Genomic DNA, 18862 nt, shown 5'->3' on the forward strand with positions numbered 1-18862 from the left:
CAGCAATGGCAATGATTCCCGAAACCCTGGCGAACATGAATTTGTTTGTCGACGGCATCAGCTTTCAAGGCGACGTGCCGAGCCTGACCCTGCCCAAGCTCACCCTCAAGACCGAGGAACACCGGGCCGGCGGCATGGATCTGCCGGTGGAACTGGACATGGGCATGGAGAAGCAAGAAGCCGGCTTCACCACCACCGGCGTGCGCCGCGAGTCGCTGCGCATGTTCGGTCTGTCTGATGGGACCGCGTTCAACGGCGTGTTCCGGGGGGCCTTCAAGGGCCTCAAGGGCAAGACCACCCCGGTGATCGTGACCCTGCGCGGCCTGCTCAAGGAAGTCGACATGGGCGACTGGAAGGCGGGCGACAAGGCCGAGATCAAGCACAACGTGGCCTTGACCTACTACAAGCTGGAGGTCGACGGGCGCCTGATCTACGAGATCGATGCCCTCGGCATGAAGCGCGTGATTAACGGTGTCGACCAACTCGCCGCCCAACGTTCGGCCCTGGGCCTGTAAGGAAAACCCTCATGACTCAAGCAAAGAAAACCCCGGCCTGGATGACCCTGACCCCCGATAGCGTCGCAGTGACCCTGACCAAGGCTGTCGAGCTGAACGGCGTGCGGTGCGACACGGTCACCCTGCGGGCCCCCACCGTGCGCGACGTGCGCGCAGCGAACACCGCCGCCGGCGGTGATGACGAACAACGCGAGCTGGCGCTGTTTGCCAGCCTGGCCGAGGTCGGCAGTAAGGACCTGGAGGGCATGACCCTCAAGGACTACCAGCGCTTGCAGGCCGGCTATTTTCGCCTGGTGCAAGACGACGAACTTTGACCCGGCGGTGTTGAAGATGGCGGCAAAGCGGCTCGCGAGCGAGCTGCATTTTTCCGCCGAGGAGATTATGACCATGCGCTTTTCCGACATGGTCTGGTGGCTCACGGATTGAGCCTCACGCGTGTAGGGGGATCAGATGGCACGCAATATTGCGTTGGGGCTGGTGATCGGCGGCGCCGTGAGTGCAACAGTCGGCGCCGCATTCAAGACCGTTGAAAACCGCATCAAGAAGCTGGAAGAGCAGGGCAGCAGGGCCAAGGTGCTGAAAAGCACCATCGGCGAAACCATGCGCCTGCGCGATGAATGGAAGCGAGCCCACGACAGCGGCGCCGCCTCTGCGGCCGGCCTGCTTAGCAAGCTGGAGCGCAACCTAAGCAGCCTGCAAAAGCAGGGCGTTCAGGTCGGCAAGCTGCGCCAGGAATACCAGGCCCTCGGCCGGGTGGCCAAGGGCGCAGATTTGCAGCTCAAGGGGCACCAGCAGATCCAGCAGGGCAAGGAAGGGTTCAAGTCGAGCATTGGCCAGGCCGTGGCCGGGACTGCGGCTGTAGCGATCCCTACCAAGATCAGTGCTGACTACCAGGCAATCATTCGGGATATCGCGATCAAGGCTGGCATTGCCAACAAGCCCGAAGAGCAGCAGATGACACGGACGATCATCGAGACTTCCCAGCAGACTGGAATGGGTCGAAACGAGGTGGCGGACCTTGTGAACCAATTGGTGGCTGCTGGCCTGGAGCTGGACAAGGCGCTGTCCTATGCGCCGCTCGCTGCAAAGTTCGCGGTCGGTCAGGGCTCGGGCGGTGAAGAGACGGCGAAAATGATTTTTGCGTTGCAGCAGAACGCCAAGATCAACGATCCGAAAATCATGGAAAAGGCGCTGGAGGCTATCGCCGTGCAGGGCCAGTCGGGCAGTTTCGAGGCGTCCGACATGGCGCGCTGGTTCCCCAAACTGCTGGCCAACATGGGTAACACCCAGTTGTTTGGCATGGATGCTGTTGTGCAGTTGGGGTCGATGCTGCAAGTGCAGATGAAGACTGCCGGCAGTGCGGACGAGGCGGCCAACAACCTGATGAACTGGATGGCCAAATCGGGGGCGGAAGATGTCGTGAAGGCCTACAAGGACGTTGGCATTGATTACCAAGCGTCGTTGAACACGGGGATTCAGGGCGGAAAGTCGACCTTTGAATCGACCTTTGAACTGGCCATGCGATACATCAAGGCCACGGACCCGGCGAAGGCCGCGAAGATGCAGGAAGCCCAGGCCAAAATCAGCAAGGAAGCCGATCCGGAGGCGGCCAAGGCGCAGTTGATCGCGCTGGAGGAGTCGTTGCGTACCGGAAACCTGTTCGCTGACATGCAAGTCAAGATGGCCCTTCTGGCGTACTCGCAGAACCGCGAGCTGTACGAGCAGCAGAAAAAGAACTCGCTCAACGGCAAGGGCATCCTTGATCAAAACCTGGCCGAGCGGCGCGAGACGTCCGCCCAGCTTTGGACCGAAACCGTCCAGGCAATTAACGACGGCATGCGTGCGGTGGGTGATGCGCTGCGGCCGGCGACGGATGCGGTGGCCAAGGGTGTTCGAACGGTGGCCATGTCGTTGACCGGGCTCACGGAAAAGATGCCGGGTGTTGTCGCCGGAGTGGTGGGCGTAGGTGCGGCGTTGGTCGCGCTGGGTTCAGCATTCAGCATGTTCAAGATGGGGAAGGGGCTTTTCAACGTTGCCCGGGGTTCGCTGATGGGCAACCCGAATGTGATCCAACGGGTGTTCGTCACCAATGCCGGTGCCATGGGGGGCGGTGATTACGACTTCGATGGAGGCCGTGACAAGAAGGGCGGAAAAGGGGCTAAGGGCGGCAAGGCGGGCGGCGGTGTACGTGGTCGGCTCGGCCGGGTCGGGCGTGCGTTGCGCTCTGCGATCCGGCCCGGCGTTCTGGGCCGCACGGCGCGGTTGGGTGGCGCAGCATTGAAGGGTGCTACCAGCTTGGGCTTGTCGGCAGTGAAAAGTATCGGCGGGCTGGTCAAAGGGATGTCACCCTGGGTGAAAGGTGGCGGTGCGCTTGCGGCTCTGGGGGCGGGGATCAAGATTGCAGACACCTATCAGAACGCAAAGACCAAGGACGAAAAGGCAGAAGGCTATGGTGGCGCCGCCGGTGGATTAGCCGGTGCAATGATCGGCACCAAGGCAGGCATGGCGTTTGGTGCTGCCATTGGCACGATTGTTCCGGGGCTCGGCACGGCCATTGGCGGGGCTGTGGGGGCCGTGGTAGGTGGCGCTTTGGGTTACTGGGGCGGTGATGCCCTGGGCGCAATAGCCGGGAAAGCGCTGTTCGGTTCTGACGACTCGCTTAAACGAATGCCCTATGCAGGCCCGCTGATGATGCGCGATGCCGGCAAGAACATCCCGCCCGTCCTGGGCGATATCGCCAAGTCCTTCAAGGCCAGCCCGGCCCCGCTGATGCTCAAGGCCCCCGAGGCAGCTAAACCCATGATGGGGCAGGTGGTGCGCTCGATGGCGGGGACAGCGTCGCCAGTCGCAACGCCGGCGATGATCAAGCCGCCTGAGTTGGCGAAACCATTGCCGCCGAAGGTCGACCAGCAATTCAGTTTTGCTCCGGCGCTATCGGTCACGGTCCAGGGTGATGTTAAGGACCCGGCGCAGTTGGCCCGGGAGCTGACCCCCCATCTGCGTTTACAGTTCGATGAATACAGCCGCCAGGCCGCTGCTCGGCAGCTGTCGGATGAACCACATGTTTAGGAGGCCCCATGGCTTATATGGAACAGCTGCAATCGGGGCTCCAGTCCCTTGTTGCAGCCGGGGAGGCCGGGCGCACTAGCGCAGACGGCATGTTGACCCCGTTGAACGGAGCCATCGGCGATATTACGGGAGCTGCGTCCGAGCTGGAGAATGTGCCGTTCGTGGGCCCGGAGATCGGCGCGAAGCTGCAACGGACCCTACGCGGTATCACGGCTGCGCAATCGGTCGTGGGTCAGGCCGCCGCCGGCTACAGCCAGGCCGTGTCGGCGGCGGGGCAGATCCAGCAGCGCTTGGGGTCCTTGCAGGAGCAGACGGCCAGGGCGGGGGCTGCGATCAACCGCATAGGCGGGCAAGTCAGCCCGGCCCTGGGGAACATCCTACCCAGCGGTGCCCTGGGCGGCCTCGGCACGCCGGCAGCGGCCGCAGTGAAGCCGTTCCCGCACCTGCTGATCATTCACCCGCTGCGCCCAGGGGCACAGCCCTACTACTTCAACCTGGACACGGCGGCCTTCGACGAACTGCGCCGGCAGACGGCGTTTCGCTGGGCGGGTCAGGAGCGTCTGACCCGCAGCATTGCCCAGCAGGCTGTGGGGCAGGGGGACGATAAGATCACGCTCAAGGGCGCGGTGTTCCCGGGTTTCAAGGCCGGCCTCGGCCAGTTGCAGAAGCTGCGCAGTATTGGCCGGCGGCTCCAGCCCTTGAGCCTTACCACCGGTTATGGCGAGGTCCTGGGCACCTGGTGTCTGACAAGCCTTGAGGAAGAACAGAGCCACTTACTGGCCGGCGGCGTGCCACGCAAACAAGGCTTTTCATTGGAGTTCGTGAGCTATGGCGACGACCTGCAGAACGTCTAGCGGGGATCTGCTCGACACGATTTGCTATCAGTTCTACGGCCATCTGAACGGCAGTGTGGAGGCTGTGCTGGATGCCAACCAGGGGCTGAGCGATGAACCCCAGCCATTCCGGGCTGGGGTGCTGATCGTGCTGCCGGAGTTGCCGGCGGCAGTCGATGCGATGGTTCAGCTCTGGGACTAGCTTGCCGCCTTGGCGCACTGCGCGGCGTTGGCCAAGTAGGACTTATGGTAATCAATGAACTCTTGGGTTTTCTTGAAAATCATTCCCTGCCAGGACATCGCAGCATCAATAGCGGCTGAGTGGCATTTGGCGAAGGGGGCGAACATTGTTCCAAATCGGTCGCTTTCATCTTGCAGCTTGTTCAGCGCAATGGCCTGGTCCCGAGATTGCTTGCCATTCATTGTTCCCGACCGCGCAAGGTCATGGCCGTATTCCACTCTTTCGGCCAGACGTTTAAGGAATTCTAGGGCCTCTTCGGGCTTGATCTTTTTAGCGGCTTCCTGGGCCGCCATGGCCTGCCTTCCGCGCTCTGCGGCTTCGGCGCTGACAGGCTGGCCGTCGTTCAGGTCGATGACTCGCAGTTTCTGCTCGGCATGAGCCATCGAGGCGGCCAGCAGGCAGAGCGTTAATCCAAAAATCCTTTTCATTACTTCAACTCCTGTAGGGCAATGGTTGCCGGATTCTATGCAGTCCTGGCGGCCCCGTCACTTGGGGGAGGTCTATTGCATGACACCCATTTTCCGAATTGTCGCCGATGGTAGCGACATAACGGCTCTGATCAATGACCGGCTGATAACCCTGCGCACCTCGGACAAGCCGGGCATGGAGTCGGACGAGTTTGAATTGCGCATCGATGATCGCGCCCAGGCCGTGGCGCTGCCCAGCCGGGGCGCCAGTATCGAGGTGTTCATGGGCTACAGCGGTCAGGCGCTAGCGCGGCTGGGGCGCTATACCGTGGATGAAGTGGTGGTCAGCGGCCCACCGGACACCATCGAGATACGCGGCAAGGCCAGCGACATGCGAGGCAGTGGCAAGACCACCCGCAGTGGCAGTTGGGAGGATGTACCGCTGCAACAGATCGTGCGCGACACTGCCGCCCGCAACGGCTGGACGCCCGTGTGCCCGGTCACAACCAAGGTGCCTCGGGTCGACCAGCTCAACGAGTCCGACTTTAACTTCATCACCCGCCTGGCCAAACAGTACGACTGCACGGCCAAGGTGGCCGACGGCAAGCTATTGGTGTTGCCCCGCCAGGCCGGCCAAAGCGCCAGTGGTAAAGCCCTCGGCATGGTCACCATCACTCGCCGGGACGTGAGCCGCTACCAGTTCCGCTTTGGCGATCGCAGTACGCATAAGGCCGTGCAGACCAAGCACCAGGACAAGAAAAACGGCAAGTTGCGGGTGGTCGACCTGGGTAACGACGACTCCCCAGATGGCCTGCCACCGGTGCATACCGACCGCCATATCTACCCCAACAAATCCGCCGCAGAGCAGGCCGCTAAGGCCCGGCTGGCTGCATTCAACCGCAGCACCGCCGGCGTGCGCCTGGAGATGCCCGGGCGTACCGACCTGTTCGCAGAACGCATGATCAACGCCCAGGGCTTCAAGGTTGGGCTGGATGGTGAATACCTGGTCGACTCGGTCGAGCAGGTGTTTACCCAATCGGGCTGGAGTACCACCGTCGAATGCAACGGCGGCAAGAAGGGCAAAGCGAAAGCCAAGGGCAAGAAAAAGAAAGCCACCAAGCCGCTCAGGGTCGAGCAGCTTTAAACCCCATCACCACTGGAGACACGACATATGCCAATCACCGAGCAGCAGTTGCTGCAAATCCTTCCCAACGCCGGCGCTAAAGCCGGCGTTTTTGTTCCTGCCCTCAACGCGGCCATGAGCAAGTACGCGATCATTACCCGACTTCGAATCGCGGCGTTCATCGCACAGATCGGCCATGAGTCCGGCCAGCTGCGTTATGTCCGCGAGCTAGGCAACGACCAGTACTTGAGCAAGTACGACACCGGCACCCTGGCCGCTCGCCTGGGCAATACGCCGCAGGCCGATGGCGACGGCCAGAAGTACCGGGGGCGGGGGCTGATCCAGGTCACCGGCCGGACCAACTATGAAGCGTGCAGCGAAGCGCTGTTCGGCGACTCGCGATTGCTCAATACCCCTGAGCTACTGGAAAACCCGGTCTATGCAGCGCTGTCGGCGGGCTGGTTCTGGCAGAAGGCCGGCCTGAACACCCTCGCCGACAAGGGCGACTTTCTCACGATCACCAAACGCATTAACGGCGGCACCAACGGCCTGGCAGATCGCCAGGCGCTGTATGAGCGTGCCCTTAAGGTGCTGGCGTGAAGGCCCCGGGCTGGTTGTTGCCAGCCCTGGCCCTGGTGCTGGGGTTCGCCCTGGGCGGTTGGCTGGCCTGGTCCTGGCAGGCCAACGCCTACGGCAAGGCCCTGGCAGAACAGGCCGAGGCGTACAGCACGGACCGTGAGCAGGCCGCTACGGCGGTGATCAACTGGCAGGGCGAGCAGCAAGACGCCCGCCGGGCTCTGGAGGATCGCCAGCAAGAAAGCGATAAAACTCACTACAAGGAATTGCGCGATGTTCAATCGAACCAGGTTCGCCTGCGTGACAAGCTTGCTACTACTGAGTTGCGGCTGTCATTCCTACTCAACACCGCCGCCTCGGCTGGTCGCTGTGGGGTGCCAGCCACCGCCGGCGCCGGCGGCATGGATCATGGAGCGGCGAGAGCCGAACTTGACCCAGCGGCTGCTCAACGAATTGTCGCCATCGCGGGAGACGGTGACCAAGGATTGATCGCCCTGGCCGCGTGCCAGGACTACGTGAAGGGAGTTGTTTCAACGAAGTGAAAAGGCGCGGCCAGTAGAGATACACCAATATCTTTACTGGCCACACAGCCGCAGAAACAAATGCGGATCTAGTCAAAAAGGGGGGGGTGAAATGGTTAATGTTTGAATGGTTTAATTGCTAGTTGGAGTAGGCGAACGGTTTCGATATAAGCGATTAGCAATAGTGTTTTCATCATTTTTTTTACCTCTAATATTGGTCAGGCACCGCATGTGTTGCGGTGTCCGAAGGTTTATTTTTGTGCTGCCTTAACAATCTATGTTGGGTGTAGCTAGTTGGTCAATACTTGGCAGGGATTTTTTTGTTCGCACACTTTTTGTGTTTGTGTTTTTGTTAAATCCGATTATGGGAAGTGAAGAATAAATGTGGCATTTATATGCCACTGAAATCCGAAGCTGGGAAGTGAAGAATAAACGTGGCATTTATGTGCCACTGAAATCCGAAGCTGGGAAGTGAAGAATAAACGTGGCATTTATGTGCCACTGAAATCCGAAGCTGGGAAGTGAAGAATAAACGTGGCATTTATGTGCCACTGAAATCCGAAGCTGGGAAGTGAAGAATAAACGTGGCATTTATGTGCCACTGAAATCCGAAGCTGGGAAGTGAAGAATAAACGTGGCATTTATGTGCCACTGAAATCCGATGCTGGGAAGTGAAGAATAAACGTGGCATTTATATGCCACTGAAATCCGATGCTGAGAAGTGCAGAATAAACGTGGCATTTATATGCCACTGAAATCCGATGCTGGGAAGTGAAGAATAAACGTGGCATTTATGTGCCACTGAAATCCGAAGCTGGGAAGTGAAGAATAAACGTGGCATTTATGTGCCACTGAAATCCGATGCTGGGAAGTGAAGAATAAACGTGGCATTTATGTGCCACTGAAATCCGAAGCTGGGAAGTGAAGAGTAAGCATGGCATTTATATGCCACTGAAATCCGATGCTGGGAAGTGAAGAATAAACGTGGCATTTATATGCCACTGAAATCCGATGCTGGGAAGTGAAGAATAAACGTGGCATTTATATGCCACTGAAATCCGATGATGGGAAGTGAAGAATAAACGTGGCATTTATATGCCACTGAAATCCGATGATGGGAAGTGAAGAATAAACGTGGCATTTATATGCCACTGAAATCCGATGATGGGAGGTGCTGCCTAGGTTAAGGGAGTAATGATTGAGGGGGATTGGCTTCTCACCTTTCCAACCTCAGTACTGACACGGAACCACTCGAAGGCGTCGGCGGGCTCGCCCTGGTGCAATGCTAACTGTTCGGCACGCTCCTTCGGCGTTGCCGGATCGAGCCATTCCCTGGCCAGGTCCGGTGCTAGGACTACAGGCCGTCGGTCGTGGATATCGACCATGCCGCCCTGGGCGTCGGCGGTGATGATCACAAAGCCGTCGCGCTCTCCGGCCCCTTCGTCCGGATCTGGAAGTTGCCCGATTGAGGTGCAAAGGATAGGGGAGCCGTCGCGATGCCGGATCAGGTAGGGCTGCTTCTTTGGGCCTCCTTCGTCTACCCACTCGAACCAGTTGTCTATCGGGCAGATAGCGCGATGCGGCCAGATCTGCCGGAAGAAGGGCCCATGCGCGACTTTCTCGACCCGGGCATTGATCGGCGCGGCGCGGTCTTTCGCCCAGTGCGGCCGCCAACCCCAGCGGACAGCGTCGGCGTGTAGCTGGTCGCCGGCAGCATGAAGGAGGGCGAGCTGCATCGTTGGTGCAGCGTTGTAGCGCCCTAGGGGCAGATCACCGACGTTGTTCTGCCAGGCGCCGGGCATGCTGAGGACAGCCACAAAATCGTGAATGCCGCGATACTGCGAAAGTCGTCCGCACATCTTGAGACCTCGACCCAGCGTAGGCGATTTTTACACTGTAGACCCTGGGCCACCCCTGACAACGAACCCCCGACCGGCGCAGGCCTTGCAGTCTTCGCGGGCAGCGAATTGGTCCAGGCATTCGGGGCACTTCTTGAATGCTGCGGCTAGAAGCAACGGGCGTGCGCGCCGGTACGTTTCGAAGTGGTGATTCTCAAGTGCCAGGGTGGCGCTATCGGCAAGCGCCCGATAGACGTCCGGATCATCGATGTTCGTGTATTCGATGCCGTTGATTCGTTGGCCGGTGATCACCAGATCATGCGCTCGCCCGTCCGGCGTTGTGATAGTCATGCCGTCCATTTTCCATGCGTCGCCGGTCATGCGGAAAACCAGGCGCCGGCTTCCCCGTTCCCCAATGACTTGCGCGGCATAATCGCTGCTGCCAGCAGGATAGTAGATGCTGCCCGAAAGCCGGCCGATGCTAGGGCTGCCGTCGCGCGCAACCAGGTCGTAGAAACCCGACGGCATGAAGTCCGGCTCACAGTCGATCAGCGTTTCGACGGCGTGCCAGTACGCCGCATCTGCGATCTCGTCGAGTTCGAATTTTTCTGCGGCGCTGATGATCTGCTCGTTGAGCATGTCTTGCGAGATGAGGCGGCACATTGAGCGATGCACTTCTGGGTAGTTGAAGCGACTGTCATGGTCGTCAAGGTAGCGTCGCCAGTGTGCCATCCGCTCGGCTTTCGCGTGTGCAGGGGGTGGGGTTTTCATGGGATCAGACTACATAACTGATACTGGTTTTATATACAGTAATTGATGTACAAGCAGTCTGCGATTTCAGCCGACGAATTGCGTGAGGGGGAGGGGAATGTTTAGGGCAAATTTAGGGCAAAACCGAGGCCGCTACTGTCCGTTTTAGGCTGCTCGCCTTGGCTCGATACCTAGCATTTGCTGGCCTGTACCGGCCTGTCGGTTCACGCGAAGGGGTTCGAATCCCTCCTTCACCGCCATATTCGATACAAGAAACCCCTGAAGGCTCTTAGCTTCCAGGGGTTTTTTGTGGCCTGCAGAAATAGCCTCCCGCCGAGAACTTCATCGTTCTCGGTTGCACTGATGCGCTCAGGCGGGGTGCCTGTCCCTGGGCAATTCCACGCTTGCCCTTTCCAGCATCGCCTCCACCTGCGCCACGAAGTGCCGGGGTAGCGTCGAGTCCTGGCCGTACATATCTACCAGGCCGACTTCCACGACATTGCAGGCCAGCGCCTGCAACTGTTCGGCTTGTTGCGTATCGAGCATTGCACAGAGCGAGGCCGGCATGTCGTCGCCCCGGCCGTTCAGAGCCAGGCCGGCGCCGGCCTGTTCCCACAAGGCCAGGTTCGGGTAGCCGGCCATGGATCGCAGATGCTCCAGCAGTTCGTCGATGCACGGGTGCGCGATGCCTTGCGCCTGGCAGTAGGCATCCAGGCAATGGGCGGCGTACTCCTGTAAGGCCGATAGGGATGCACGCGAGGGACTGGCGTTCATCGGTGGCATCCGTGGGGAGTGCCGGCGCTGTCGCCGGTCGTGGTTTGCGGGGCGTGTTCGCTGGCCTGCTCGCTATTCACCAGCACCAGGTCCACGTGGAGCCGAGGATCGAAGTCGGCCCAGGCATCCTGCAGGTGCAGGTGTTCCATGCCGTCTTCCTCCATGCATTGTGCCGCGTGCACCAGGAAATCCCCCAGCGCCTTGAGAGTGGCGGGCGAGGCGAGCAGGGTTATTTCGTCCAGCGGTATTTGCGTAGGCGAACCGGTTCGGGTGCCGTATGCCTTGAAGGCGTCGATCGTTATCATTGCGCGATTTTCCCGGGGCAGGTGCTTGGCTGCAGGCCGCCATTGAAACAAACAACGGCCACAGCGGATATGCCTGCTGTAGCGCCCCGGATGGCACTGGACAATGCATCGAATGGAGATGAGCTTGTGAAACATCAGCAGTTGCTGGAGAAACTGGCCGCCAGGCACCTGGTCCAGGCCTTGGACGAGGATCTTGCCCGGCTGGCCTGGAAGGCGATGGTCGCACAGCAGCAGGGTCACCAAGGCTCGCTGAACGATGCGGTGTTGCCAAGCCTCCTGGCTCGCTGGAATTGCGTGTTGCTGGCGGATGAGTCGCAGGTGGCGCCGCTTTACCGGCACAAGGCCTGGCTCGCGTTGGCCACGCTGCTGCATAAATATGGCTTGGCCGAGCCGAGTATTACCGCCCGGGCCGTGGAAGCGATCGAGGAGCTGAATCGAGCGGTGGCCCTGGGGGACAAGTTTCATCAGCGCTCGCAGGAATTCAGCGCTGGCCTGCAAGCGCCTCCCGTGGCCCTGGCGCGCAAGCCGGCGCTCCCTGACTCCATAACGTTCTACCGCGCTGGCGATGTCTTGGCCATCCACCTGGAGGGCAGGTTCTACGCCGCTTATGTGCATCGCCTGGGCAGCATCAACGAAAGCCCGATCATCGAGTTCTATGCCCAGGTGTTCGACCAGGTGCCGACGCTTGAACAGTTGCAGCAAACGCCCGCCCGGGGAGAGTTGTACAACGATGGCATCCGGCGCAAGAGCCTGTATGGCGTGAGTGGCATCAAGTTCCAGCCCGATCCTGCCGGCCAGGTGACGCTGATTGCCGCCTGTGTCGCCCATCCTCCGGATAGCAGCCATCTGGCGCCTTCGGTGGGGCTGTACGCGGTCTCGGATATCTTGCGTATCCAGGACACTATCCGCCGTATGTTCGAAGTCCCCGTCCCGGCGACGGCACAGGCCTGAAGAGCTGGATTGCCTGGCGCCCGGGTGTTCGCCGACGGGCCCGACAGATCATCCACGGCGGATAACCACTGGCAGTGGAGACACCATGACGATTTCAAAGAAAGGCCGCTACAGGTACGGCAGCGAAGACGCGGATATCCAGCCGGAGATCCGCCGCTATAGCCAATCAAGCTACGAAGCGGTGAGGTTCAACGCTGCCCGATGCGCCTGCGGGAACGACCGGTTCACCCTGGAAACCGACGAGGAGGTCGGCGCCGGCAGAAGCACCTGCACCCGGTGCGCAGCCGTCAAGCTGCTGGGCGACAGCGCCGACTACGCAGTGCAGGCGGCTTTCGAGAACCATATCTGTGTCTGTGATCACGAACATTTTGCGATCACTTCGGCAGTCGCGCTCTATGCCGACAGCAACGATGTGCGCTGGTACTACATTGGCTGCCGGTGTGATTCCTGCAATCTGGTCGGGGTGTTCGCCGACTGGAAATGCGAAGGCGGCGACGCCGACAGCTTCCTGGCCCGGACCTGAGGGCTCAACTGCGTTGGCCCAGGGACTCGGGGTGGTTCTGGGCACCGGGGGTGGGCGGCGTCCCGCTGGTACTGGCCAGGACCGCCTCGATGAATTGAAGAATGGCCTGGTTCATCTGGGTCAGCCCCGGCTCTTCCAAGGGATAGTGCCCGGCGTTCTCCAGCAGGCGGGTCTGCACCTCGACCTGTGCCAGTCGCTCGAGGAACGGTTGGCTGAGCTTAAGTGGGGTCCAGCGGTCCGCTGCCGGCTGGGTCAGCAGGACCGGACAGGCCTTGAAGTCTTGGGGGGCGATCACTGGCACGTAGTTCAGGTAGGAGCTCAGAAAGCGCAAGCTGGCCCAGTTGCCGGCCGAGGTACGGTCCTTGAGGCAGGCTTTTAATGCGGCTCGGTCATTGACCAGGGTATGCATCTTGCTGGCCAGCCACATCGGTATCTTCAGCCCGGCCAGCGGAGTGTTCGCCAGAGCGTGTATCAGTGGCCCACCCAACCGGCCCAGCAGCGGGGTTAGGGCGGTCTGTTCCCTGACCAGGGGCACGCGCTGATCGAGGAAGGTCATGCCGATGATGCCCGCCACCTTCTGGTTCATGGCAGCTGCGTGGTAGGTGAGCATGCCACCGGCGCTCAGACCATAGAGAAAGATCGGCCGCGAGTCCCGGCGATGCTCGTGTTCAATGAGCGCGTGGGCCAGTTCCACCCAGGTGTCATAGCGTACCTGGGCCTTTGGGGCGACCTGGGTCTCGCCGTAGCCGGGCATGTCGATCGCCACCGTTTCCAGCCCCAGGCGTGCAAGAGGCAAGCCGGCTATCGTTGACATCTGCCGCCCGTTGGTACCCACGCCATGGAACAGGATGACCTTGGCCGGTGCTGTCGGATTGACGAAGCGATCCAGATGCACATCATGGCCACGCCACGACCAGTATTCCTCCAGTGGGGCGTTGTTGGCGTCGATCTGGTAGGCCTTGGGCAGGAAGGCTTGGATGGCTTTCCACTGATGCTGGTCTTGGTAGCTCATTGCGGACCTCGCTCTGGACAGGGAAGATAGGGCGCTTTGTCAAAAGTGACATTTGTCACGTTTAAACATAACTTATGTCGGATTTTTCTCCCATGCAAGACACTTCGTCGGCTCCCAAGGGCAAGAAGGGCGCAAGGCTGCCTCAACAGGAGCGCTCGCAATCCCGCATGGCCAAGGTGCTGGCGGCTGCCGAGCAACTGCTGCAGGAGGTGGGTCCCGATGCTGCATCGATACCCGAGATATCCAAGCGCTCCGGGGTTCCGAGGGCGAGCATCTATCAGTTCTTTCCGGACAAATACGCGTTGCTCGCCCACCTGGCGAGCCTGCAGATGGAGCGTATCGCCGCGCTGATCGATAACTCCCGGCCCGGCCCCGAGGGCGACTGGAAGCAGGCCATCGGTCGGGTCATCCGCGGCGTTGCCGGTTACTACAACGCTCACCCGGCCGCCAGCCTGCTGCTCCTGCGCGGTAACTTCACCCCGCTGGACAGCCAGGCCCACGAGCGCAAGGACGCCATGATCGGTAGCTTGCTGCGCGACTACCTGCTGGCCCGGGGTGGCTTCGACAGCCTGCCCCGGCAGCCGGACGTGACTACCCTGGCGGTGGAAATCGCATTTGCCTGCATGAAGTACGGCTACCTGGCCGAAGGCAGCATCAGTGAAACCATTTGCGTCGAGGCGGAGCAGGCAATGATCGCCTACCTATCTCGCTGGCAATCACCCGCAGCTTGAGGCTGCGTTTGGACACGCCGGATGCTAAGTTGCGCGCTTGCCTTGGCCCAGGATGGCGATCCATTGATGAAGAGTTGCAATCAGGCGTTATTGATCTGTGCGTTGTGCGTCGCCCCGTTCGTGGTGGTGGCGGGAGAGGAGAGGAACCCCGTGGACCGCGCCTCGATGATGGTCACCGGGGTAACCGGCCTGACCACGTTCGGCACCTTGGGCACCACATCCAATCCTGGCGAGATCTTTCATTCGGCCAAAGGCGATGCCCTGGCCTTCGTCGGTTCCGGGGGCCAGATTCGCGGCGCCCAGCTGGAGCAGGCACTGCGTTGCTATCGGACACTGCATCCTGCCAGTGAGGCTGACGACATGCGCCTGGCCCGGGCCCTGGCGGCGTACGACAGCTGAGCACCGACGGAAAATTTGCCCTGGATCAGTTTTTCTTCCACTGGCTGGCCGCTCGTCGGCGTCCGCGGTGCTTTGGTCGGCAGGTCGGTAAATGACTGTCTAGTCTGAAGCGCCGTGACGATCAGTATTTTCCAGGCCACCGGGAGCGTCGCCGGTACTGATCGGTTGTTGGAGGGAGCTGGGAGATGAGGAGTCTTGCTTATATCGAAGACAACGGGGATGAGTTCCCAATCAACAACTTGGTGCGCTGTGGACAGGCGGCATTCGAAGCCGATGCTCAGGTTTCCTTGAGTGCTGTCAGGAAGAAATCCACCGCGGCAGCGGTCGCCAGCAATACGATGTTCTTCCCCAGGGCACAGCCTAAGCGAAAGCGTTCCTGACGACCGAAAGCCTCGCCTTTGCGGTAATTGTAGGAGCGAGGCTTGCCCGCTATGAGTTTCAGAGCGCTGCGTGTATCCCGTAAACGCGCACTCCTGTTAACCACCATTGCGAGCAAGCTTCGCTCCTACAGGGGATCACTTCGCTTTGAGTGAACAGCGTTACGCCTTGGCGGGGCTTTCTATTGGGCCTGAGCCAGCACGTTCAGTGTGTTGGCTCAGATACCCTGGGAAATTTTTTACATTTCCGATGGCCGGCCCAACCCCGGGCTCCCGGGCGCAATAAGCAGAGGGTAGGAGAATGTATGGTCGGCTGGGGATTTTTTTCACGATTTCTTCACATCTGCCTGAGTAGGCTCAAACCATCCGTTAAAAACGCAACACCCTAGCCCGTTCCCCAGCGGGCTTTTTTTTGCGTGGTCATTAAACTCTTTTAAAATCAGCGGTCCAACTCCCCGGCAATTCACTGGGGGTTGTCGCGTCGAGCCATCCTGGCTGGCGCGGCCCTGGGTTTTTGTGTCGGTCCGACAGTCTTTTTCGAGGTTCAACTCATGCGTTTAACTCTACCTGCCCTGGTTATGGGACTTCTCCTGGCTCAAGGGGCGATGGCCGGTGACGGCGGTGCAGCCGTTGGCGGCGGCCTGGGTGGCGCGCTGGGCAATGTGGTGGGGCAGAAGCTCGGTGGCAGCACCGGTGCCGCCATCGGTGCAGGTGTCGCCGGAGCGGCTGGCAGCGCAGCCGGAGCGCGCAAGGGAAGCCGGGCCAAAGCGGCTATCGGCGGTGGCCTGGGCTCGGCCGGTGGTTCGCTGATCGGCAACCAGCTCGGTGGTAAGACTGGCGCTACCGTGGGTGCTGGTATCGGTGGTGCGGCAGGTGGTGCCTTGGGTAGCAGCATGGGTCACAAGAAACGCCATTGATCCTTGCGATCAACCTGAGAACCCGGCCCTGTGCCGGGTTTTTTGTGCGCCTTGGCCGGGCTTCGCCATACTTGGGGTCATGGCCCATAAGGCGAGGAGGCGACCATGGCCCAGCAGACTTCAGAGGGTGCTCAGCCGGGGGACGACGATCCCCAGGTAATCAATGATCCGGGCAACGAAGACCCCGGCTCCCTGCTCGACGATGCGCGAGTGCCCCTGCAAGAAGAGACCGACGCGCAAGATCGCCAATCCGACAAGCGCGACTGATGGCTGTCGTCTTGTCGTCCCAGCCCAGGTTGCCCCTGACACAATGCCACCGCTATGCTGCTGAACCCTTTAACCCAAAGGCTTCCCAGTGCTACGGGTCGTACCTGAGCCGCTCCCTGGAATGTACTTTTGCTAACGGATCAGATGCGATGAATGCACAGTTGAACGATTTAGGACCGATCAAGGCGGTCATATTCGACATGGACGGTCTGCTTCTGGACACCGAGGGCATCTACACCGAGATCACCCAACTGATCGCCGAGCGTTATGGGCGTACCTACGATTGGAGCATCAAGCAGAACATCATCGGGCGTGGGGCTGGCGATCTGGCGCGCTATATAGTCCAGGCCCTGGACTTGCCGATCAGTGCCGAGGAATTCCTGGTGATGCGCGAGCCGCTCATGCGCGAGCGTTTCCCCCGGGCGCAGGCGATGCCCGGTGCCCGGCAACTGGTGCAGCATCTCAAGGAGCACCGCATTCCGATTGCCGTGGGTACCAGTTCTTCGCAGATGTCCTTCGCTGAGAAAACTACCCGCCATGGCGACTGGTTCGCGCTGTTCGACACCATCGTCACTGCCGACGATCCAGAGGTGACGGCGGCCAAGCCCGCGCCGGATATCTTCCTCACGGCCGCCCGGCGCCTGGGGGTGGAACCTGCAGAGTGCCTGGTATTCGAGGATTCGCCCTTTGGCGTGACGGCGGCCAAGGCCGCTGGCATGAGCGCCATTGCGATACCCGACCCGGCCATGGAGGATGGCAAGTTCGCCCACGCCGATGCGATCCTGCGCTCGTTGAAGAGTTTCCAGCCCGCGGCCTGTGGGCTGCCGCACCTGGTGTGGAGCTGAAGCTGAAGGCTGGCTAGGTGGCACTCGGGTTATGACGCCGGATCGACCGCGAGGGGATCCGGCGTTTTTGTGTCGGGCTGTTCAGGCGCCGAAGCCACCGTCGATGCTCAGGCTGGCGCCAGTGATATAGGCGGCTTCAGCACTGGCCAGGTAGGCCACGAAGCCTGCCACTTCTTCGGCACGGCCATAGCGGCGCACCGCCATGAAGTCCATCAGGCTGGCGGCAAAGTCGCTGTCGGCCGGGTTCATGTCGGTATCCACTGGCCCTGGCTGCACATTGTTGATGGTGATGCCCCGAGGGCCCAGGTCCCGGGCCAGGCCTTTGGTCAGGCCTACCAGGGCAGCCTTGCTCATGGCGTAGGGCCCGCCACCGGCAAAGGGCATGCGATCGGCATTGGTGCTGCCGATGTTGATGATGCGACCGCCTTCGCCCATGTGCCGGGCCGCTTCCTGGGTGGCGATGAAGACGCTGCGGATATTGATCGCCAGGGTCCGATCGAAGTCTTCCAGCGAGAACTCGTCCAATGGCGCCACGGCCAGTACGCCAGCATTGTTGACCAGGATATCCAGGCGCCCGAAAGCCTCGACCGTACTGCCCACGGCGCGACGAATGGCTGTGGCATCGGCACTGTCGGCGCGGATTGCCAGGGCCTTGCCACCCCGGGCGATGATGCGCTCCTGCAGGGCTTCGGCCTTGCCTGCGGAACTGATGTAGGTGAAGGCCACGCTGGCGCCCTCGGCGGCCAGGCGCTCGACGATGGCCGCGCCGATGCCGCGGGAACCGCCCTGGATCAGGGCCACTTTGCCACTCAGGTTGAACGTGCTCATGTGTATCTCCAGAAGTCGAAGGCGGATTGCCTCGTGTCTGGGGTCGAGTATCGGCCGCTGATCCAGCCCTGTGTAGCGGGTAATCCTTATACTCTGTGTAAACCAAAAGTTTAGAGTGAGGCAGTATGGAAGCCTTCGGCAGTATCGAGTGTTTCGTTCGCAGTGCCGAGGTCGGCAGTTTTGCCGAAGCGGCGCGGCGCCTGGGCCTGACGCCGGCGGCGGTGGGCAAGAGCGTGGCCAAGCTGGAGGCGCGGGTGGGCGTCAGGCTGTTCCAGCGCAGTACCCGACGCTTGGTCCTGACCGAGGCCGGGCGGGTGTTCCTGGCTGAGGTCAGCGACAGCTTGCATACGATCCAGAATGCAGTGGGTAGCCTGGCCAATGCCCAGGGGCGGCCTGCCGGCACGCTCAAGGTCAGCGTGGGCACGGTGTTCGGCTGCCTGTATATCGTGCCGCTGCTGGGGGTGTTCCTGGCGCGCTATCCGGACATCCACCCCGATTGGCATTTCGATAATCGCCAGGTGGACCTGATCGGCCAGGGGTTCGATGCCGCCATCGGTGGTGGTTTCGAATTACCGCCAGGCGTGGTGGCTCGGCGTTTGTCGCCTGCCCATCGCGTGTTGGTGGCCAGCGACGCCTATCTGCGCTCCCGGGGGGCGATCGAGGAGCCCGCCGACCTGCGCGACTGCCGCGGCATCCTGATTCGTTCGCCCCAGACCGGGCGCATCCGTACCTGGCAGCTGACGGGACGAGCAGGGGCCATGCAGCCCTTGGAGCTCAAGGCCGCGATGACCATGAGCGACTCCGAGGCGGCTTGCATCGCCGCAGGCCAAGGGCTGGGGGTAGCCCTGGTGAGCATGCCGTTCGCCGTCAACCACCTGCGCTCCGGCGCCTTGCAACGGGTACTGCCGGACTGGTACGTGGACGATGGCTTCACCTCGATCTACTACGCCGAGCACAAGATGTTGCCGGGCAAGACCCGGGCCTTCGTCGATTTCGTGATCCAGCAGTTTGCCGAGCAGGGCCTGGCCCAAGCCTTCAGCGCCGTATAGCGGTTGGCTGG

Annotated in this window: 24 protein-coding genes; 16 read left to right on the top strand and 8 right to left on the bottom strand. The window is 60.9% G+C overall.

Annotation, left to right across the window (positions count from 1 at the left end; all coding sequences use genetic code 11):
* Positions 1 to 5: 5 nt before the first annotated feature.
* From ATY02_RS10810 to ATY02_RS10830, 5 genes are all read left to right on the top strand, one after another.
* The gene (locus ATY02_RS10810) at positions 6 to 515 is read left to right on the top strand and encodes a phage major tail tube protein (RefSeq protein ID WP_068587724.1); all 510 of its coding nucleotides are present in this window, start codon (positions 6 to 8) and stop codon (positions 513 to 515) included.
* 11 nt (positions 516 to 526) lie between these two features.
* The gene (locus ATY02_RS10815) at positions 527 to 829 is read left to right on the top strand and encodes a phage tail assembly protein (protein ID WP_068587723.1); all 303 of its coding nucleotides are present in this window, start codon (positions 527 to 529) and stop codon (positions 827 to 829) included.
* Positions 830 to 965: 136 nt separating this feature from the next.
* Positions 966 to 3584, top strand: a complete 2619-nt coding sequence (locus tag ATY02_RS10820) for a phage tail tape measure protein (protein ID WP_068587721.1) — start codon at positions 966 to 968, stop codon at positions 3582 to 3584.
* Positions 3585 to 3592: 8 nt separating this feature from the next.
* The gene (locus ATY02_RS10825; RefSeq protein WP_068587719.1) at positions 3593 to 4438 is read left to right on the top strand and encodes a phage tail protein; all 846 of its coding nucleotides are present in this window, start codon (positions 3593 to 3595) and stop codon (positions 4436 to 4438) included.
* Entirely contained in the window at positions 4413 to 4619 is a 207-nt protein-coding gene (locus tag ATY02_RS10830) for a tail protein X (RefSeq protein WP_068587717.1), read from the top strand. The genes ATY02_RS10825 and ATY02_RS10830 overlap by 26 nt, the downstream gene beginning before the upstream one ends.
* Here ATY02_RS10830 and ATY02_RS10835 read toward each other — a convergent pair.
* Positions 4616 to 5086, bottom strand: a complete 471-nt coding sequence (locus tag ATY02_RS10835; RefSeq protein WP_068587715.1) for a hypothetical protein — start codon at positions 5084 to 5086, stop codon at positions 4616 to 4618. The genes ATY02_RS10830 and ATY02_RS10835 overlap by 4 nt on opposite strands.
* A 79-nt stretch (positions 5087 to 5165) precedes the next feature.
* On the opposite strand from ATY02_RS10835, the gene ATY02_RS10840 reads away from it, so the two are divergent.
* Genes ATY02_RS10840 through ATY02_RS10850 form a run of 3 tightly spaced genes read left to right on the top strand, consistent with a single transcriptional unit; the run spans position 5166 to position 7306 of the window.
* Positions 5166 to 6209 carry a phage late control D family protein gene (locus ATY02_RS10840; RefSeq protein ID WP_068587714.1) on the top strand — a complete coding sequence of 348 codons (1044 nt, stop codon included), beginning with the start codon at positions 5166 to 5168 and terminating at the stop codon, positions 6207 to 6209.
* A gap of 27 nt (positions 6210 to 6236) precedes the next feature.
* Positions 6237 to 6788, top strand: coding sequence for a glycoside hydrolase family 19 protein (locus tag ATY02_RS10845; protein ID WP_068587712.1), 552 nt, complete (start codon positions 6237 to 6239; stop codon positions 6786 to 6788).
* Positions 6785 to 7306, top strand: a complete 522-nt coding sequence (locus ATY02_RS10850) for a lysis system i-spanin subunit Rz (protein ID WP_068587710.1) — start codon at positions 6785 to 6787, stop codon at positions 7304 to 7306. The genes ATY02_RS10845 and ATY02_RS10850 overlap by 4 nt, the downstream gene beginning before the upstream one ends.
* A gap of 1157 nt (positions 7307 to 8463) precedes the next feature.
* On the opposite strand, the gene ATY02_RS10855 is transcribed toward ATY02_RS10850, so the two are convergent.
* The 4 genes from ATY02_RS10855 to ATY02_RS10870 all read right to left on the bottom strand — a co-directional run bounded on the left by ATY02_RS10855 (position 8464) and on the right by ATY02_RS10870 (position 10952).
* Positions 8464 to 9144 (bottom strand): SOS response-associated peptidase family protein, encoded by a 681-nt coding sequence (locus tag ATY02_RS10855; RefSeq protein WP_068577339.1) that lies wholly within the window; start codon positions 9142 to 9144, stop codon positions 8464 to 8466.
* 30 nt (positions 9145 to 9174) lie between these two features.
* On the bottom strand, positions 9175 to 9894 hold the full coding sequence (locus ATY02_RS10860; protein ID WP_068577337.1) for a hypothetical protein: 720 nt from the start codon (positions 9892 to 9894) through the stop codon (positions 9175 to 9177).
* Positions 9895 to 10242: 348 nt separating this feature from the next.
* Positions 10243 to 10647 carry a hypothetical protein gene (locus ATY02_RS10865; protein ID WP_068577335.1) on the bottom strand — a complete coding sequence of 135 codons (405 nt, stop codon included), beginning with the start codon at positions 10645 to 10647 and terminating at the stop codon, positions 10243 to 10245.
* A complete protein-coding gene (locus tag ATY02_RS10870) occupies positions 10644 to 10952 on the bottom strand; it encodes a hypothetical protein (RefSeq protein ID WP_068577333.1) in 309 nt (102 codons plus the stop codon). Before ATY02_RS10870 ends, ATY02_RS10865 begins: the two co-directional genes overlap by 4 nt.
* A 126-nt stretch (positions 10953 to 11078) precedes the next feature.
* On the opposite strand from ATY02_RS10870, the gene ATY02_RS10875 reads away from it, so the two are divergent.
* Entirely contained in the window at positions 11079 to 11903 is an 825-nt protein-coding gene (locus ATY02_RS10875; protein WP_206600610.1) for a hypothetical protein, read from the top strand.
* Positions 11904 to 11988: 85 nt separating this feature from the next.
* Positions 11989 to 12426: a hypothetical protein gene (locus ATY02_RS10880; protein ID WP_068577328.1), complete on the top strand. Its 438-nt coding sequence runs from the start codon at positions 11989 to 11991 to the stop codon at positions 12424 to 12426.
* Positions 12427 to 12430: 4 nt separating this feature from the next.
* Here the strand turns inward: ATY02_RS10880 and ATY02_RS10885 are convergent, their stop codons facing one another.
* Positions 12431 to 13438 carry an alpha/beta hydrolase gene (locus ATY02_RS10885; RefSeq protein WP_068577326.1) on the bottom strand — a complete coding sequence of 336 codons (1008 nt, stop codon included), beginning with the start codon at positions 13436 to 13438 and terminating at the stop codon, positions 12431 to 12433.
* A 92-nt stretch (positions 13439 to 13530) separates the two neighbouring features.
* On the opposite strand from ATY02_RS10885, the gene ATY02_RS10890 reads away from it, so the two are divergent.
* Together ATY02_RS10890 and ATY02_RS10895 are read left to right on the top strand one after the other, a co-directional pair.
* The gene (locus tag ATY02_RS10890; protein WP_164823638.1) at positions 13531 to 14169 is read left to right on the top strand and encodes a TetR/AcrR family transcriptional regulator; all 639 of its coding nucleotides are present in this window, start codon (positions 13531 to 13533) and stop codon (positions 14167 to 14169) included.
* Positions 14170 to 14235: 66 nt separating this feature from the next.
* Complete coding sequence (locus ATY02_RS10895; RefSeq protein WP_068577323.1) at positions 14236 to 14568, top strand: DUF2388 domain-containing protein; 333 nt, start codon at positions 14236 to 14238, stop codon at positions 14566 to 14568.
* Positions 14569 to 14845: 277 nt separating this feature from the next.
* Here the strand turns inward: ATY02_RS10895 and ATY02_RS10900 are convergent, their stop codons facing one another.
* Complete coding sequence (locus ATY02_RS10900; protein WP_164823639.1) at positions 14846 to 15064, bottom strand: hypothetical protein; 219 nt, start codon at positions 15062 to 15064, stop codon at positions 14846 to 14848.
* Between the two features lie 432 nt (positions 15065 to 15496).
* Here ATY02_RS10900 and ATY02_RS10905 point away from each other — a divergent pair, with 432 nt between their 5' ends.
* The 3 genes from ATY02_RS10905 to ATY02_RS10915 all read left to right on the top strand — a co-directional run bounded on the left by ATY02_RS10905 (position 15497) and on the right by ATY02_RS10915 (position 16974).
* Positions 15497 to 15862, top strand: a complete 366-nt coding sequence (locus tag ATY02_RS10905) for a glycine zipper domain-containing protein (protein WP_083235850.1) — start codon at positions 15497 to 15499, stop codon at positions 15860 to 15862.
* 105 nt (positions 15863 to 15967) lie between these two features.
* The gene (locus ATY02_RS10910; RefSeq protein WP_164823640.1) at positions 15968 to 16129 is read left to right on the top strand and encodes a hypothetical protein; all 162 of its coding nucleotides are present in this window, start codon (positions 15968 to 15970) and stop codon (positions 16127 to 16129) included.
* A 149-nt stretch (positions 16130 to 16278) separates the two neighbouring features.
* Complete coding sequence (locus ATY02_RS10915) at positions 16279 to 16974, top strand: HAD-IA family hydrolase (protein ID WP_068577318.1); 696 nt, start codon at positions 16279 to 16281, stop codon at positions 16972 to 16974.
* Between the two features lie 81 nt (positions 16975 to 17055).
* Here the strand turns inward: ATY02_RS10915 and ATY02_RS10920 are convergent, their stop codons facing one another.
* Positions 17056 to 17802 (bottom strand): 3-oxoacyl-ACP reductase family protein, encoded by a 747-nt coding sequence (locus ATY02_RS10920; RefSeq protein WP_068577316.1) that lies wholly within the window; start codon positions 17800 to 17802, stop codon positions 17056 to 17058.
* Positions 17803 to 17927: 125 nt separating this feature from the next.
* Here ATY02_RS10920 and ATY02_RS10925 point away from each other — a divergent pair, with 125 nt between their 5' ends.
* The gene (locus ATY02_RS10925) at positions 17928 to 18851 is read left to right on the top strand and encodes a LysR family transcriptional regulator (RefSeq protein ID WP_068577314.1); all 924 of its coding nucleotides are present in this window, start codon (positions 17928 to 17930) and stop codon (positions 18849 to 18851) included.
* The last annotated feature ends 11 nt before the right edge of the window (positions 18852 to 18862 follow it).

It is taken from the genome of Pseudomonas sp. BIOMIG1BAC (assembly GCF_001705995.2).
Lineage (GTDB): Bacteria > Pseudomonadota > Gammaproteobacteria > Pseudomonadales > Pseudomonadaceae > Aquipseudomonas > Aquipseudomonas sessilinigenes.